This window comes from Mesorhizobium sp. C264A, assembly GCF_040324515.1.
Classification (GTDB): Bacteria; Pseudomonadota; Alphaproteobacteria; order Rhizobiales; family Rhizobiaceae; genus Mesorhizobium.
Window position 1 is genome coordinate 213,487 of record NZ_JAMYVY010000001.1, and the last position, 15,351, is coordinate 228,837.

At 62.7% G+C, this 15,351-nt stretch carries 18 protein-coding genes; 5 read left to right on the forward strand and 13 right to left on the reverse strand.

Going from position 1 to position 15,351, the window contains the following annotated elements:
- Window positions 1-29 precede the first annotated feature (29 nt).
- The 9 genes from NKL04_RS01095 to NKL04_RS01135 form a co-directional block, all read right to left on the reverse strand.
- A complete protein-coding gene (locus tag NKL04_RS01095) occupies window positions 30-1,001 on the reverse strand; it encodes a Bug family tripartite tricarboxylate transporter substrate binding protein (protein ID WP_031209489.1) in 972 nt (323 codons plus the stop codon).
- A 146-nt stretch (window positions 1,002-1,147) separates the two neighbouring features.
- On the reverse strand, window positions 1,148-1,663 hold the full coding sequence (locus NKL04_RS01100; protein WP_023686120.1) for a hypothetical protein: 516 nt from the start codon (window positions 1,661-1,663) through the stop codon (window positions 1,148-1,150).
- 92 nt (window positions 1,664-1,755) lie between these two features.
- Window positions 1,756-2,691 carry a ribose-phosphate pyrophosphokinase gene (locus NKL04_RS01105; protein ID WP_023686119.1) on the reverse strand — a complete coding sequence of 312 codons (936 nt, stop codon included), beginning with the start codon at window positions 2,689-2,691 and terminating at the stop codon, window positions 1,756-1,758.
- A 141-nt stretch (window positions 2,692-2,832) separates the two neighbouring features.
- Entirely contained in the window at window positions 2,833-3,429 is a 597-nt protein-coding gene (locus NKL04_RS01110; protein WP_023686118.1) for a hypothetical protein, read from the reverse strand.
- Between the two features lie 55 nt (window positions 3,430-3,484).
- Complete coding sequence (locus NKL04_RS01115) at window positions 3,485-4,636, reverse strand: M24 family metallopeptidase (protein WP_023683716.1); 1,152 nt, start codon at window positions 4,634-4,636, stop codon at window positions 3,485-3,487.
- Entirely contained in the window at window positions 4,636-5,430 is a 795-nt protein-coding gene (gene pgeF, locus NKL04_RS01120) for a peptidoglycan editing factor PgeF (protein WP_023695793.1), read from the reverse strand. Before pgeF ends, NKL04_RS01115 begins: the two co-directional genes overlap by 1 nt.
- Window positions 5,431-5,581: 151 nt before the next feature.
- Entirely contained in the window at window positions 5,582-6,646 is a 1,065-nt protein-coding gene (locus NKL04_RS01125) for a class I SAM-dependent methyltransferase (RefSeq protein WP_023701586.1), read from the reverse strand.
- Window positions 6,643-7,527 carry a prolipoprotein diacylglyceryl transferase gene (gene lgt, locus NKL04_RS01130; protein ID WP_023672032.1) on the reverse strand — a complete coding sequence of 295 codons (885 nt, stop codon included), beginning with the start codon at window positions 7,525-7,527 and terminating at the stop codon, window positions 6,643-6,645. The genes NKL04_RS01125 and lgt overlap by 4 nt, the downstream gene beginning before the upstream one ends.
- Window positions 7,528-7,630: 103 nt before the next feature.
- Window positions 7,631-7,870 carry a BrnA antitoxin family protein gene (locus NKL04_RS01135; RefSeq protein WP_023683720.1) on the reverse strand — a complete coding sequence of 80 codons (240 nt, stop codon included), beginning with the start codon at window positions 7,868-7,870 and terminating at the stop codon, window positions 7,631-7,633.
- A 397-nt stretch (window positions 7,871-8,267) separates the two neighbouring features.
- Here NKL04_RS01135 and NKL04_RS01140 point away from each other — a divergent pair, with 397 nt between their 5' ends.
- The 3 genes from NKL04_RS01140 to NKL04_RS01150 all read left to right on the forward strand — a co-directional run bounded on the left by NKL04_RS01140 (window position 8,268) and on the right by NKL04_RS01150 (window position 9,752).
- Complete coding sequence (locus tag NKL04_RS01140; protein WP_023672029.1) at window positions 8,268-8,570, forward strand: accessory factor UbiK family protein; 303 nt, start codon at window positions 8,268-8,270, stop codon at window positions 8,568-8,570.
- A 315-nt stretch (window positions 8,571-8,885) separates the two neighbouring features.
- Window positions 8,886-9,386: a type III secretion system chaperone family protein gene (locus NKL04_RS01145; RefSeq protein ID WP_006202532.1), complete on the forward strand. Its 501-nt coding sequence runs from the start codon at window positions 8,886-8,888 to the stop codon at window positions 9,384-9,386.
- A 6-nt stretch (window positions 9,387-9,392) separates the two neighbouring features.
- Window positions 9,393-9,752: a tRNA-binding protein gene (locus tag NKL04_RS01150; protein WP_023672028.1), complete on the forward strand. Its 360-nt coding sequence runs from the start codon at window positions 9,393-9,395 to the stop codon at window positions 9,750-9,752.
- Window positions 9,753-9,762: 10 nt separating this feature from the next.
- Here NKL04_RS01150 and NKL04_RS01155 read toward each other — a convergent pair whose 3' ends face one another.
- The 4 genes from NKL04_RS01155 to NKL04_RS01170 form a co-directional block, all read right to left on the reverse strand.
- Window positions 9,763-10,785, reverse strand: a complete 1,023-nt coding sequence (locus NKL04_RS01155; protein ID WP_023701587.1) for a glycosyltransferase family 4 protein — start codon at window positions 10,783-10,785, stop codon at window positions 9,763-9,765.
- Between the two features lie 223 nt (window positions 10,786-11,008).
- Window positions 11,009-12,424: an ATP-binding protein gene (locus NKL04_RS01160; protein ID WP_023672026.1), complete on the reverse strand. Its 1,416-nt coding sequence runs from the start codon at window positions 12,422-12,424 to the stop codon at window positions 11,009-11,011.
- A gap of 76 nt (window positions 12,425-12,500) precedes the next feature.
- On the reverse strand, window positions 12,501-13,220 hold the full coding sequence (locus NKL04_RS01165; RefSeq protein ID WP_023672025.1) for a response regulator: 720 nt from the start codon (window positions 13,218-13,220) through the stop codon (window positions 12,501-12,503).
- The gene (locus NKL04_RS01170; protein WP_023734975.1) at window positions 13,207-13,740 is read right to left on the reverse strand and encodes a MarR family winged helix-turn-helix transcriptional regulator; all 534 of its coding nucleotides are present in this window, start codon (window positions 13,738-13,740) and stop codon (window positions 13,207-13,209) included. Before NKL04_RS01170 ends, NKL04_RS01165 begins: the two co-directional genes overlap by 14 nt.
- Window positions 13,741-13,984: 244 nt before the next feature.
- Between NKL04_RS01170 and NKL04_RS01175 the strand changes: the two genes are divergently transcribed.
- Together NKL04_RS01175 and NKL04_RS01180 are read left to right on the forward strand one after the other, a co-directional pair.
- A complete protein-coding gene (locus NKL04_RS01175) occupies window positions 13,985-14,878 on the forward strand; it encodes a branched-chain amino acid aminotransferase (RefSeq protein WP_023701589.1) in 894 nt (297 codons plus the stop codon).
- A 145-nt stretch (window positions 14,879-15,023) separates the two neighbouring features.
- On the forward strand, window positions 15,024-15,338 hold the full coding sequence (locus NKL04_RS01180) for a hypothetical protein (protein WP_023672022.1): 315 nt from the start codon (window positions 15,024-15,026) through the stop codon (window positions 15,336-15,338).
- Window positions 15,339-15,351: the final 13 nt, after the last annotated feature.

A 15,351-nucleotide genomic window follows, 5' to 3' on the forward strand; every position in this document is an offset into this window, starting at 1 on the left:
GAAAAGCCCGCAGTACTTTGCCGTAGGCCCTAGTCCAGCTGAACGCCGCTGGCCTTGACGATCGGTTCCCATTTGGCGAGTTCGGCCTTCACATGCACTCCAAGCTCTTCCGGGGTGGAGGCCACGATCGAGGCGCTGAACTGGGCCATGCGGGCGATCACATCAGGGTCTTTCAGGGCTTCAACTGCCGCCTTCTGAAGAACGGCGACGACCTCCGGCGGCGTGCCTGCGGGCGCGAACAGAGCGTTCCAGCTGTAGGTTTCATAGCCGGGAATGGTTTGGGCAATGGCCGGTATGTCGGGGAAGGAGGGAACGCGCTCCTTGGTGGTGACGCCAAGCGCTCTCAGCGTCCCGCTCTTGATATGGCCCGATGAAGAGGGGAGGTTGTCGAACATCATCGGCACCTGATTGCCGATAACGTCGTTCAAGGCCGGTCCGGCGCCCTTGTAGGGAATGTGCTGCATACTGACGCCGGCCATCGTCTTGAAAAGCTCGCCGGAGAGATGCAGCGGGGTGCCATTGCCTGATGAGGCGTAGGCATATTTGTCCGGGTCCTTCTTCAGCATCTCGATCAGTTCCTTGACGTCCTTGGCGGGGAATTCAGGGTTTACGACCAGGACGTTTGGCACCAGCACGAGCAACGATATCGGCGCAAAATCCTTCTCCGCGTCGTAGGGCTTTGTCTTCAGGATCAGCGGGTTGAGCGCGTGGGTTGCGACCGTGCCCATCAGGATCGTGTAGCCGTCCGGTTCGGCTCGGGCGACCTGGGCAGCGCCGATGCTGCCCCCGGCGCCGCCGACATTTTCGACGACAATCTGCTGGCCCAGCTTTTCGGACATCTTGTTGGCGACTAGGCGCGCGACCAGATCCGTCGAGCCACCGGCGGAAAAGGGGACAACCATGGTGATGGTCCGGTCCGGAAAATCGGCGGCCCAGGCCGCCGGTACTGAAAGGGTGGCTGCGATGGAAACCGCGAGCCCGAGCAAAGTCCTACGCCGCATCTGCTACTCCTCCGTTGATTGGAGGGGCAGTATGGCCATGGTGAACTCCTCGCACAATGCAACCATGGACTGACTGCCCGCCTCAGGAGATCGGGCTTGACACCGATGCTTCGGTTGGCGTGCGCGAGAACGCCTCACCCCTCAGTTCAATCAGCCTTGGTCCAGCTGAAAACAAGCCATTTGTATCGTGACGTCTCTTCAGGCTCGGCCGTGTAGGTCATCTGCATGTCGCCGCCCTCGGCGTAGATGTCGAGCCTGGGCGCCGTGTCCAGTTCGAGCCACAGGGAATCGTTCTTGAACGACCATGTCCCGCACCAGACGCAAGGCCCCGATGCCGGGTCACCCGGTTGGTGAAAATTGTAGCGGCCGTCCGCCGTGATCTCCAGATAGTCGAAGGCGCCATAAAAGGCGGTCACAGTCTGCTGAAATTCGGTCGCAGACGCTTCCTGGTCGGGCTTCGCCGGCTCTTTCAGATCACGCGGTGGCCGGATTGCGGACCCTGCGATGCTCCATTTGCCGATGAAATCCTTTTCGGTGGGAAGATATTCCGTTTGCGCCTGCGCGGTCGAAACCGGAGCGATTGTCGGCGCATAGGCCGCGCTGGCGATGCCGATTGCGAGAAGCATTCCTGCGATGCCTGCAGCCTTGATTCGATTGCGCATCAGCTGGCTCCTTTCACGACGGTTTGGGGCAGATTCCAAAAAGGAGATTACCCCCGAGCCAGGCCCGTGGGCACGCTTTTGGGCAACATGGATTAATCGAACAGGCTCGACACGGACTCTTCGGTCGCTGTGCGCGAAATCGCCTCGCCCATCAGGTCGGCGATGGAGATGACGCGGATATTCGGGGCGTCGAGCACGCCTTGCGTCGGCTGGATGGAATCGGTGATCACCAGTTCCTGCAGCTTCGAGCCGCTGATCCGGGCGACCGCACCGCCCGACAGCACGCCGTGGGTGATATAGGCGGTGACGCTGGTAGCGCCGTTGGCGAGCAGCGCATCGGCGGCGTTGCACAGCGTGCCGCCGGAATCGACGATGTCGTCGATCAGCAGGCAATCCTTGCCGGCGACCGCGCCGATGATGTTCATCACTTCGGATTCACCGGGACGTTCGCGGCGCTTGTCGACGATGGCCAGTTGTGCGTCGAAGCGTTTGGCGAGCGCGCGGGCGCGCACCACGCCGCCAATATCGGGCGAGACGACGACGACATTGGCAAGCTGTTTGTATTTTGCCTTCACGTCGCGGGCCATCACCGGCACCGAGAACAGATTGTCGGTCGGAATGTCGAAAAAACCCTGGATCTGGCCGGCATGGAGGTCGAGCGTCAAAACGCGGTCGACGCCAGCGCGGGTGATCATGTTGGCGACCAGCTTGGCCGAGATCGGTGTGCGGCCCGAGGCCCGGCGATCCTGCCTGGCGTAACCGAAATAGGGGATGACCGCGGTGATGCGCTTGGCCGAGGAGCGCATGAAGGCATCGATCATGATGAGCAGTTCCATCAGATGATCGTTGGTCGGGAACGAGGTCGACTGCAGGATGAAGACATCCTCGCCGCGCACGTTTTCCTGGATTTCGACGAAGATTTCCTGATCGGCGAAGCGTCTGACGCTGGCCTTGCCCAGCGGGACATTGAGATAGCGGGCGACCGCTTCGGCCAGCACCCGGTTGGAATTGCCCGCGAAAAGCTTCATGCACCGTTCCTGGCGAAGGATGGGGAGGTCCTCTTAATCGGGCTTGTAGCGAGCCGTGCCGGTATTGCAAGCCTCGTTGACGGGAATCCGCCGGCTAATCTCAAAAACGTCAACAGTGAACGGAAGCCGGTAACAGGCGGATCAGCCGGCGCTGCCGCCGAGCCAGGCCGCGAACTGGTCGATCGTCTGGTCGGCGATCGCCTGCATGGTAGCGGGTGCAACCGCGGGCCAGCCTTCGGCGGCATTGACCGAGGGCGCCTTCTGCTGGCCATTGATGCGGTGTAGCCGGTTGCCAGCGGGGTCATAGACGTCCCAGACATAGATAACGGTGGTATCCTTGCCTTCCGTCATGGTCGAGAAGTAGCCCTTAAGCACATGGGTGGCGGCCTGGTCGGCGCTGCCGGCAAGGGTGATGCCGCGCTGCTTGGCGCGTGTCTGCAGTTCGGCCGTCAGCGGCGTTGCCGCTTCCACGGAGGCGCCGACGATCGGCGCGATCTGCAGCCGGGTCTTCGACAAAGCGGCGGCGCTCTGCGCGGGGTTGGCGGGTGTCGTGGCGCCGACGGCCGGCGCTGGTGTGGCGGCGGGCGCGATGCCCGGGGCAGCCAAGGGCTGAGCCGGTTGGGCCGAGGCTGCCGGCGGCGTGATGGCGGACGGCTCAAGGACGTCCTTGGCATTGGTGCAAGCGGCCAGCACAAGCGCTGCGAGCAATGACACGGTCGTCACATGCGATCGTCTCATCTGCCCGAAAACTCCTTAGTCGCGAACGCCCCCGCGTGGACCAACCATTATGGATTCACTGTACGATCAAGTCGAGATCATGGCGTGAAAGCGGCTTCGGCTGGGATTCGGTGGTCAGGTAGGTGCGGCCAAGCGTCATCGCCGTCTCGGTTTCGGAGTCCATGATGATCATGTGCGCGAACAATGTCATGTTGGGCGCGATCGGCTCGGGATTGCCCTGGTAGAACATCGGCATATCCATCCAGGACGGGGTGAAGCGGGCGCCGACGGAATAGCCGCAGGCGTTCAACCGATGCTTGGTCAGGCTGTGCGCCTCCAGCGTGCGGGCATGCGCGTCGAAGACGTCGCCGAAGGTGTTGCCGGGCGTCATCGCCTTCTCGACCGCCAGAAGAGCCGCGCGGGCGGCGTCGAACAGCTCCTGATGGCGCTTCGACGCCTTGCCGGTCAGCACGGTGCGCATCATCGGCGCGTGATAGTGATGGAACACGCCGGCCCATTCGAGCGTCAGCTGATCGTTCTTGGTCAGCTTGCGGCGCCCGGCCTTGTAGCGGCAGAGCAGCGCGTCGATGCCCGAGCCGATGATGAATTCATTGGCCGGATAGTCGCCGCCGCCGGCAAACACCGCGCCCTGCATGGCGGCAAGGATCAGCGCTTCGTCGCCGCCCTGCTTGATCAGCGGCAGGGCCGCGTCGAGCGCGTCGTCGGAAAGGTTGGCGGCCTTTTCGGCCTTGGCGATTTCAGCCGGGCTCTTGAACAGGCGCAGACGGCCGACAATACCGGAGGCGTCGGCGATCTGGCCGAAGGTCTGCAGCTGCTCGTCGACGCGGCGGCCATTGAAGGCGGTCAGGCCATGGGTGTCGTATTCGACGCCGATGCGGGCGCCGAGGAGATTGAGGTCGTTGAGCAGGTTGCGCAGGTCGACCGCCGGGTTGGCGCCGTCGCGGTCGGTCCACAGCACGATGTTGTCGATGATCGATGTGTGGCGCGCCTGGCGCAAATCGGCCGAGCGGGTGAGCAGCACCATCGAGCCGTCAGCCTTCACAACCAGGCACTGGAAGAAACAGAAGCCGAACGTGTCGTAGCCGGTTAGCCAGTACATGCTCTCCTGGGCGAAAAGCAGTACAGCATCGAGCTTCTTTTCCGTCATCTCGATCATCAACCGGTCACGCCGGGCGTCAAATTCCGACCGTTCGAAATGCAGCGCCATTATCCGTTCTCCAAAACAATTGCCGAAACCTGCCGACCGTAGTCCGGTTCCTTGCGATGCGTCGCGCGCCGGTAGGAAAAGAAGAGATCCTCCTCGGCATAGGTGCAGCGGCCAAGCCCCTGCGCGGTCACGCCAGCCTTCTTCAGCCGGTCGACCGTATAGAGGTTGAGATCGAACATTGCATGCGCCGGATTGGCCGAAGGCGCGAAATAGCCGATGTTTTCGGCATCGGCTTCGACGAAACGGGCGACGAATTCCGGCCCGACCTCGTAATTGTCGGGGCCGATCGAAGGACCGAGAACCGCAATGATGCGCTCACGGCGGGCGCCGAGGCTTTCCATCGCGGCAATGGTGTTTTCAAGCACACCGGTGAAAGCGCCCTTCCAGCCGGCGTGTGCAGCGCCAATGATGCGCGCTTGCGCATCGGCGAACAGCACGGGGCCGCAATCGGCCGTCGAGGCGCCGATGGCGATGCCCGGCCGGTCGGTGACGATGGCGTCGGCCTTGGGCCGCGGGCCGGGAAAGGGTTCCCTGGCAATAACGACATCGGGCGAGTGGACCTGATGCGCGGTCAGGAGATGGCTGGCCGGCACACCCATCCAGGCAGCGACGCGGCGGCGGTTCTCGGCGACCAGCATCTGATCGTCATCCGAGCCGGTGCCGATGTTAAGTCCCTGATAGATGCCGCCGGAGACGCCGCCGATACGGGTGAAATAGCCATGGCGGATACCTCGCGGCTTGGCCGCTTCCAGCAGCGGCGAGCGAACAGGATCCGGTTTGGTCTGATTCAGCATGGATGGGTTTGTTGTCCGCGCCGGCGTTTTCGTCAAGGCGAAGTTCGGCCGAGTGATTGCGACAGTGCTGCCGCGTCGACTTTGCATTGGCCAAAAGCAGGCATGCGACCACAAGCGACATGGCGAGACGGCTTGTAACGATCTCTGAGGGTCAGACTGGCTGATGCGGTAGGATTTTCAGGATTTTGAACAGCGTGCCCATGCCGTCGGGGCCGGCCAGGCGCTCGACGGCATCGGCAATGGTTTGTCGTGCCTCTTGGCTTGCCTGGCTGCCCAACTGGCCAGCTCGCTCAAGCAATCCCGTGCCAAGCAGAAAGTCGCCCTGCGTCGCCAATTCCACATCGAGGCCATGCGCCCGCACGACGGCGGCCAGTGCAGCGAAGTCGACATGGGCGGTGAGATCGGCTTCGCCGGGATTGGCCAGCACATCTTCGGGGGCGTGCCTGCGCACGGCCTGCAATGTGTCGCCGAAACCGGGCTGGAGATGGCCGTAATCGGGGAACAGCCCGGCGCCGCCGTGGTCGGCTATGCGTTCGGCAATGGTCGCCATCAGTGCCGCGCGGGCCGGTGCTATTTCGAAAATAGAGCCTTGTGGCGCCTCGGCGGCGTCTTCCGGCAGCAGCGTCGCCTCGACCGAGCCGGCGCCGGCGAAGAAGCTCAACTCGTCTGAGACATCGAGGCCGATCACCCGTTCGCGCCAGCCGGCGCCGGCGCGGATGAACTGGCGGATCGGCACAGCGTCGAACAATTCGTTGCCGACAATCAGCAACGGCGCCTGCGGTAGTGTGGCGATGGTTTCGTGCCAGCCGAGCTCAACCGAAGTTTCGGCAAGCGTCTGCTTCTGGATTTCAGTCAGCCGCGGACTGGTCTCGACCAGAGCGAAGGATGCTCCGGCGGCGATAGCCGGATCGAGCCGCGTCAGGGTGCGAAGCATGTCCTTCATCAGCGTGCCGCGGCCAGGCCCGATCTCCGCGATGGTGACCGGCAGGGGTCGGCCGATCGCCAGCCAGGCCTGATAGAGCCAGACGGCGACGAGTTCGCCGAACATTTGGCTGATCTCGGGTGCGGTGACGAAGTCGCCGGCGGCGCCGAACGGCTCGCGCGTGGTGTAGTAGCCCTCGCTGGGATCGAACAGGCAGAGCGCCATGTACTCGTTGACGGGGAGGGGGCCGAGCGCGCCGATCAGGTCGACGATGCGGGTCTTCAGCCGTGTCATGCCGGCTGTGGTTGCGGCGCCGGTTTGGCTGTGGCCATCGCCCAGATGCCGGCCAGCACCATCGGCAGCGACAGCACCATGCCCATGGTGAGCCAGCCGCCGAGGAGGTAGCCGAGCTGCTGGTCGGGCTCGCGGAAGAACTCGACGAAGATGCGTGACAGGCCGTAGCCGCAAATGAAGGCGCCGCCGACAAAGCGCGGCGTCTTCAGCTTCAGCCGCGAATGGGTGAGGAAGCGCAGGACCAGGAACAGCACCGCGCCCTCGAGCAGCGCTTCGTAGAGCTGGCTCGGATGGCGAGGCTCCAGGCCCGCGACACAACCCGCCACGGTCTGCTGGAGACGCTCGTTGCAGAAGACGACGCCCCACGACACGTCGGTCACGCGACCCCAGAGTTCGGCATTGACGAAGTTCGCGATGCGGACGAGGCCGAGCCCGACCGGCACGCCGGCTGCCACCACGTCGAACAGCGTCCAGGTGCGGATGCCGCGCTTGAGGGAAAACAGCGTCATGGCGAGGATGACGCCAAGCAGGCCGCCATGGAACGACATGCCGCCCTGCCAGACGGCGAAGATGTCGAGCGGGTGGTCGATATAGCGCTTTAAATCGTAGAAAAGCACATAGCCGGTGCGTCCGCCGAGCACGACGCCGACGGCGGCCCAGACGATGAAATCGTCGAGGTCGATCGGCTTCATCGGCAAGACGCCATCAGGCCACAGCCTTGTGTTGGTGACGAGCCGCTTGGCGTACCACCAGGCGAACAGGATGCCGACGATATAGCCGATGCCGTACCAGTGCACAGCCAGCGGGCCGATCTGAACCAGGATCGGGTCGATGTTGGGGAAGGACAGCGACGCCATCGGCAGCGGGAAATAGTCGTTCAACAGGATCTCCTGGGAGGGCTCGCGTTAGGGCGCGGACCATGCGGCAGGGTTTTGGCGGGGTCAAGGCAAGGTGACGACAGCCTGATCGTCAGAGATAATGGGCTCAACCCTGCGGCTTGCCGGCGACCAATTGCCTGAGCGCATCGTTGATCCTGTCTTGCCAGCCGGGGCCATCTTCCTGGAAATGGTCGAGCACGGCGCGATCGATCCTGATCGAGACAAGCTCGCGAACGTTTGGTGCGGCGGAGGGTTCGCGAATGGGAGGCGCGGGTTTCTTGACCGGCTTGAAGGCCGCTTCAGCGGCTTCCATCGGATTGGTCGGTCGGCGCGGGGGCGTTGCCATCGGTTGATCCTGAATGAGAGTGACTCTTGCCTGGAGCAAGTCGTGAGGAAAACTAGGCCGCTGGTCTGTGAAGACCAGTAACTTCACTTGGTTCTCTCTGCCATTGCCCTGTATTTGGCTTCAAGCCTGTCCAGCACCTCGTCGCCAGGCTAGACCCGGCCCGCACTGGCATCCGAAATGCCCTTTGCGAGTGCTGCATCGAGTGCTGCAAAGCGCTTCTCCAAGTCCGCACTGTCCGTCACGGCAACCGTCGTTCCAAGAATCCATTTGCGATAATAGCAATCTGTCGGCCGGACCGTGAGCCAAATCGCGTCCGACATGAAGCCGCACCAGCTTCAACGTTCTTGCATTCCGCAGGCAGTGCCACTACGTCAATTCCAGCAAGCGAGGATTTGCCATGTCGACCGGACCGAACCGCATTCTCGATGAATTCGCCAAGCTGATGACCGATGCCGCGGGTGCCGCACAAGGCGTGCGCCGCGAGGTGGAGACTGCCTTCAAGGGGCAGGCCGAGCGCATCCTCAACACCATGGATGTGGTGCAGCGCGAGGAGTTCGAGGCTGCCCGCGACATGGCTGCCAAGGCCCGCGAAGAAAACACCAGGCTGGCCGCCCGCATCGATGCGCTCGAGGCCAGGCTTGCCGAATTGACCGGACAGGCCGCACCTGTGGCTGCGGCAAAGCCCAAAGCAAAAAAATAAATTTGAACTTTTCCACAAAGCACAATCCGAAAAAATGCTTTGCCGTGAATCGTTTACCGGCGATGCATGAATCTTTGTGACAGCGCCTTTCCACATGCTGATGACGCAGTGCGAAAAATTAGGCTGTTCACGCGACTCCCGATCAATAGACTGAATTTGTTGCATGATTCGGAGCAGGGTCATGCGGCCGGGCGGTGGGGTCCGGTCCGGGGTCTTTGTGTCGTGAAGTCCTGGCCGTCCGAGTTCAAGACAAGATTGTTCGTCGTGTGTGCCCCGCGGAGCGTGTGGCGCTCCCCTGAACACAGGAAGCATTCCATGGAACTTCTCGAACTCGAATTCTCCCGCGAAATCCATCCGGTGGATGTCATCGAGCAGGTCGCCCATAACAATGACTGGTCCTTCGAACGGGCCGGCGACGACGAAATCTCGATCTCGGTTGCCGGCAGCTGGACCGATTATCACGTCTCCTTCTCGTGGATGGAGGACTTCGAGGCGCTGCATCTGGCCTGTGCTTTCGACATCAAGGTGCCGGAAGCCCGCGCGCTGGAAGTGATGCGGCTTTTGTCGCTGATCAACGAGCAGATGCTGTTTGGCCATTTCGATCTCTGGGAGCAGGAGGGCGCGATCATGTTTCGCCAGTCACTGCTGCTCGCCGGCGGGGTCGAACCGTCGAGCCAGCAGGTCGAGGTGCTTTTGTCGTCGGCGCTTGAAGCCTGCGAATGCTATTTCCAGGCCTTCCAGTTCGTTGTCTGGTCGGGAACCTCGGCCAAGGATGCGCTGGCCGGTGTCCTGTTCGAGACCTATGGCAACGCTTGAGCTTCCATGAGTTCGAGCAGCGCGCGCAAGCCCGAGATCAGCTTTGCCGATTTTGATCGTGTCGACATCCGTGCCGGCACGATCGTCGAGGCCGAGCCTTTCCCCGAGGCGCGCAAACCCGCCTTCAAGCTGAAGATCGATTTCGGCCCTGAGATCGGCGTGAAGAAATCCTCGGCACAGATCACGAAATACTATGCGCCGGAAACGCTGGTGGGACGGCAGGTGTTTGCGGTGGTGAATTTCCCGCCGCGCCAGATCGGTCCGTTCATGTCGGAAGTGCTCACGCTCGGCTTCCCTGATGAAGAAGGCGCCGTGGTGCTTGGCGCCATCGAGCGCAAGGTGCCGGACGGCGGGCGACTATTTTAGGAAGATTGCGTCAGGCGGCCAGCTTGCGCGTGGTGCCGAGCGCCTCTTCGACCGTGTCCATGAACATCTCGGCGCAGGCTTTCCAGCTGTAGCGCATGGCGCGTTCGCGCGCCTCGGCGCGGTCGACATTGAGCGCGGCGAGCGAGGCCTTGCGCAGATCGGTCGACACCGCGCCGCCGATGCCGTCGCCGACAATGTCGATCGGTCCGGTGACCGGATAGGCGGCCACCGGCGTCCCGCTGGCCAGCGCCTCGATGATGACGTTGCCGAACGTGTCGGTGCGGCTGGGGAAAACGAAAACATCAGCCGAGGCGTAGATCTCGGCCAGCTCATCGTTCGGGCGATGGCCGAGAAAATGCGCCTGCGGGTATTTCGCCCTGAGCCTGGCCAGTTCCGGTCCTTCGCCAACGATCACCTTGCTGCCGGGCAGGTCGAGATCGAGGAAGGCGCTCAGGTTCTTCTCGATGGCGACGCGGCCGACGCACAGGAATACCGGGCCGGGAAAGCCGAGGTCCTTCTTCTTGTCCGGGCGGAAGTGATCGGTGTCGACGCCCCGCGTCCACGGCCTGAGCTTGGTGAAGCCTCGCGACGCAAGGTCCTCCGCCAGCGACTGGGTGGCGACCAGCGTGCCTTGTCCGGAATTGTGGAAATCACGCAGCCAGCGATAGGCCCAGCTCTCCGGCACCGGCAGGCGGGCGCTCAGATATTCGGGAAAGCGGGTGTGATAGCTGGTGGTAAAGGGACGGCCGGCATTGCGGCAATAGCGCCGCGCCATGATGCCGAGCGGGCCTTCGGTGACGATATGGATATGGTCGGCCTTGCGAGCCTCGATCAGCCGCGCGACATGACCGGGCGTGGTCAGCGCCAGCCTGATGTCGGGGTAGGTCGGCAACGGCAAGGTGCGAAAGATGTTCGGGGTCAGGAAGTCGACCGCAACGTCGAAGGTTTTCAGCGTTTCGGTGAGCCGCTCCAGCGTGTGGACGACGCCGTTGACTTGCGGCCGCCAGGCGTCGGTGACCATCAGGATGCGCATGGCGGTCCTTTGCTCGGATCAACGGTTGCCTTGATGCGATAGCGGTACGGCCCGGCTGCCCTCGCTTCGCTCCACCGCACCCGGGCAGGCACGAGGTCGAAGTAAGGCGGCTGAGCCGAATCAACTGAGGTCGCGCGCTTCATGCGCGCTCTTGACCATGGTTTCATGACGGGCGGATGAAGGTGGTTTTTGGCCGAGCCCCGCCTTCCAGATCATGCTTTGGTCAGGCGGGCACCTTGATTACCGCCCGCAGGCCGCCGAGCGGGCTGTCTTCCAGCATGATGTCGCCGCCATGGCTGCGGGCAATATCGCGGGCGATAGAGAGACCAAGGCCGGTGCCGCTGGCGTCTAGGTTGCGCGCCTCGTCGAGCCGCACGAACGGTTTGAACACGTCTTCGCGCTTTTCCGGCGGGATGCCCGGACCGTCATCGTCGATGGTGACGACGAGTGAGCCGCGGCCGTGATCGGCGCTGATCTCCACCGTCTTGGCATAGCGCAAGGCATTGCCGGCGACATTGGACAACAGCCGGGCGAAAGCGTGCGGGCGCACATGCACGTCCGGATCACCGGCAAGCACGGTCGATAGCTTGCGCTTGTGCAGCGACGCCTCCTCGCCGAGCTTTTGGAAATAAGCCTCGAGATCGAAATGGCCGGCATCTTCCGACGCTTCGCCGCGGGCAAAGGCGATATAGCCTTCCAGCATCGACTGCATGTCGTCGATGTCCTGGTTGAGCGCGGCCTTGGTCTCGGGCTTGCCGCCGGCCAGCGCCAGCTGCAGCTTGAAGCGGGTGAGGATGGTTCTGAGATCGTGGCTGACGCCGGTCAGCATGGCGGTGCGCTGTTCCAGCTGGCGTTCGATGCGCTCGCGCATCTGGATGAAGGCAAAGCCGGCCCGGCGGACCTCCTCGGCGCCGCGTGGGCGGAAATCGCGCGGCATCGGCCGGCCCTTGCCGAAGCTTTCGGCGGCCTCGGCCAGAGACAGGATCGGCCGGATCTGGTTGCGAAGGAAGGGGATGGCGATCGTCAGCAGCACCAGCGACGTCCCGACCATCCAGATCAGGAAGATGTGGGTGTTGGAGGCATAGGCCTGGCTGCGGCGCACGAAGACGCGCAGCACCTTGCCCTCGAGCTGGATGCGGACCTCGACGATGTTGGAATTGCCGACCGTGTCGATCCAGAACGGGCGGTTGATCTGGCGGGTGATCTCGGTGGAAAGGACGTCGTCAAGGATCGAGAAGAAGGGCTTGGGTCCAGGCGCCGGCAACGGGTCGGGCGGCAAGAGGTCGACCTTCAACTGCATGCGGTCCTGGGCGATGCGGATGATGTTGGCGTAGTCGCCATCATGCGGATAGGTCTCGATCATGTCGATGATCGCGGCGATGTCGCGCACGGTGGCCTGCGACAGGCGCTGCGTCACGGTTGCCCAGTGGCGTTCCATGAAGTCGAAGGCGACGACCGACTGCAGAAGGATCATCGGCGCGATGACGATGATCAGCGAGCGGGCATAAAGCCGCTTGGGCATATAGAACGCAACCAGCCGCCAGAACCGCTTCCAGGCACGCGGCATTGCTTTCAGCGCGCGTGATACGCGCGCGCCAAAGCCGCCTTGTTCCGGCCGTTCCAGTTGCGTGGTCGCCATTTATCCTTCCGCTGGGTCAATGGCCGCTGGTCGATGGCCACATATCTATGGCCAAAGGGCGGCCGTCAGCGGCATTCTATTCCACGCTGAGCCGATACCCAATACCGCGCACCGTCTGCAGCCAGACCGGATTGGACGGATCGCGCTCGATCTTGCGGCGCAGCCGGTTGATCTGAACGTCGATGGTGCGCTCGCCGACTTCCGAATCGTCACCGACAAGCTCATGGCGCGGGATGGTTTCGCCGGCCCGCGCGGCAAAGATCGCCAGGATCTCCTGCTCGCGGTCGGTCAGCTTCAGAGCCTCGCCGCCCCGCTTCAGCTCGCGCCTGGCGATCTGGAAGGTGTAGGGGCCGAAGACCAGCTGCTCGACCTTGGGCGTCGTCGCCGGGCCGCCGCGGCGCAGGATGTTGTTGATGCGCAGGATCAGTTCGCGCGGGTCGAAGGGCTTGGGCAGATAGTCGTCGGCGCCGGCCTCGAGCCCGGTGATGCGGCTGTCGGTTTCCGATAGCGCGGTGAGCATCAGGATCGGCACGTTCTTCTCCGCCCGCAGCGCCTTGGTGAGGTCGACGCCGGTCTCTCCGGGCATCATGACGTCGAGGACAAGGAGGTCGAAGTCGAGCCCGGCGAGCTTGCGCCTGGCCTCGCCGGCATTTCCGGCGACAGTGACGCGAAAGCCATTTTCGGTCAGATACTGCTTGAGCAAATTGCGGATGCGGGTGTCGTCGTCGACCACAAGCAGATGCGGCGCGTCATCGTCCGGCGCCGTCGGCTGGTCCACCCTCTCAATGGTCTCCATGACTTTTCCCTGACATGTTTGCAGGCACAATGTCGATCTGCGCCCTTAGTTCCGGATTGACCATGGCTTCCAGGAATCGTTCGATCAAGGGACGCTCGCTGGCTCCGGAATCTTCCAATGCAGCACGGATGCGGCGTGACTGTGGCCGCGCCAGGGCCAGCGCCAAGGCGCGGCCCTTGGCTGTCGGATAGAGCTCCCGCTGGCGGCGGTCGCGCGGACCCTGCAATTGGACGACATGGTCGGTGTCGATCAGCTGCTTGAGCACCCGCGCCAGGCTCTGCTTGGTGATCTTGAGCACGTCGAGCAGTTCGGCGACCGTCAGTCCCGGCCGGCGGTTGACGAAATGCAGCACACGGTGATGGGCGCGGCCAAAGCCGTAATCGGCCAGGATTTGGTCCGGATCGGAAGTGAAATCGCGATACGCAAAGAAGAACAGTTCGATGATGGCGAAGTCGATGCCGTCCTCGTCGGTGATCGGTGTCTTGATCGGTTTTCCGGCAGCTGGGCTTCGATCCGTCATCATTTCTCCGTCCATAGAGGGAAATTATGTCAGTACTATTGACGTAATTTCCCCGCAATGGTAATTTTTGACAAGCTTTTCGGGTGAATGCGAACGAAAAGGCAAGGGAGTGCGGTTTTTCCGGAACTTCCTGAGTTTGCCAGAGTTCGATTCTCCGCTTACGCTTCAAGGGCCGCCGACGCGGCTGTCGCGCAACAAAAAACAACACTAATGATGTGCGGGTCGCCGCCCGCGGGAGGTTTCCATGGCATCCGTTCCCTTCGACCAACTGGACGGCTTCATCTGGATCAACGGCGAGTTCGTCAAATGGGCCGACGCCAAGATCCACGTGCTGACCCACGGCCTGCACTATGCCAGCGCCGTCTTCGAGGGCGAGCGCGCCTATGGCGGCGCCATCTTCAAGCTCAATGAGCACACCGAGCGTCTGCATGAATCGGCGCGCCTGCTCGGCTTCAATATTCCCTATTCCGTGGCCGAGCTCAATGACGCCTCGACCACGCTTCTGAAGAAGCAGGGTTTCCAGGACGCCTATGTCAGGCCGATCGCCTGGCGCGGCAGCGAACAGATGGGGGTGTCGGCGCAGAACAGCCGCATCAACTGCGCCATCGCCATCTGGCAATGGCCGAGCTATTTCGACCCGGCGCAGAAGCTCAAGGGCATCCGTCTCGATCTGGCGGAATGGCGCCGGCCCGATCCGCGCACCGCGCCGTCGAAGTCGAAGGCCGCCGGCCTCTACATGATCTGCACCATGTCCAAGCATGCCGCCGAGGCCAAGGGCTATGCCGATGCCATGATGCTCGACTGGCGCGGCCAGGTCGCCGAAGCAACGGGCGCCAACATCTTCTTCGTCAAGGATGGCAAGATCCACACGCCGAAGCCCGATTGCTTCCTCGACGGCATCACCCGCCGCACCGTCATCGGCCTCGCCAAGGACCGCGGCCTTGAAGTCGTCGAGCGCGCCATCATGCCTGAGGAACTCGAAGGCTTCGAACAGTGCTTCCTCACCGGAACGGCAGCGGAAGTGACGCCGGTCTCCGAGATCGGTCCGTACCGATTCGAGGTCGGCGAGATCGACAAGACTTTGATGAACGACTATTCTGCTGCGGTGCAACCTAAGCATGCGATAGCCGCAGAATAACGAAAGTCACAGCTTTTTTCGCAAGCAGGGGCGGTTTTGAGGCCGGCCCCTTTATTTCAGCATCTGTGCATTTGACTTTCGTACAATTCAGCGTCTCATGATGGTGTCGGCCCGGGAGGCTGGCAGCTATGGAGGGACTAGGTACATGGATACGAATACGCTCATTGCGCTCGTTGTGCAGGTAATTGCAGGTGTTGTCGGTGGTCAGGCGGTCGGCGTTGCGCTGAAGAATGCGGCGATGGGCCAGCTGACCAAAATCCTCGGCGGCGCCGTTGGCGGCGTCGGCGGCGCGGCGATCCTCGGCAGCCTGCTCGGCGGTACGGCCGACCCGGCAGCGGCTGCCACGGCAGCGGGCGGATTGGGTGATACGCTGAACCTCAAAAACCTGCTCGGCGGCGCCGGCGGCGGCGCCATCCTGACCGGCATCATCGGTGCGGTCATGGGCGCGATGAAGAAGTAAGCCTCTAGATCAT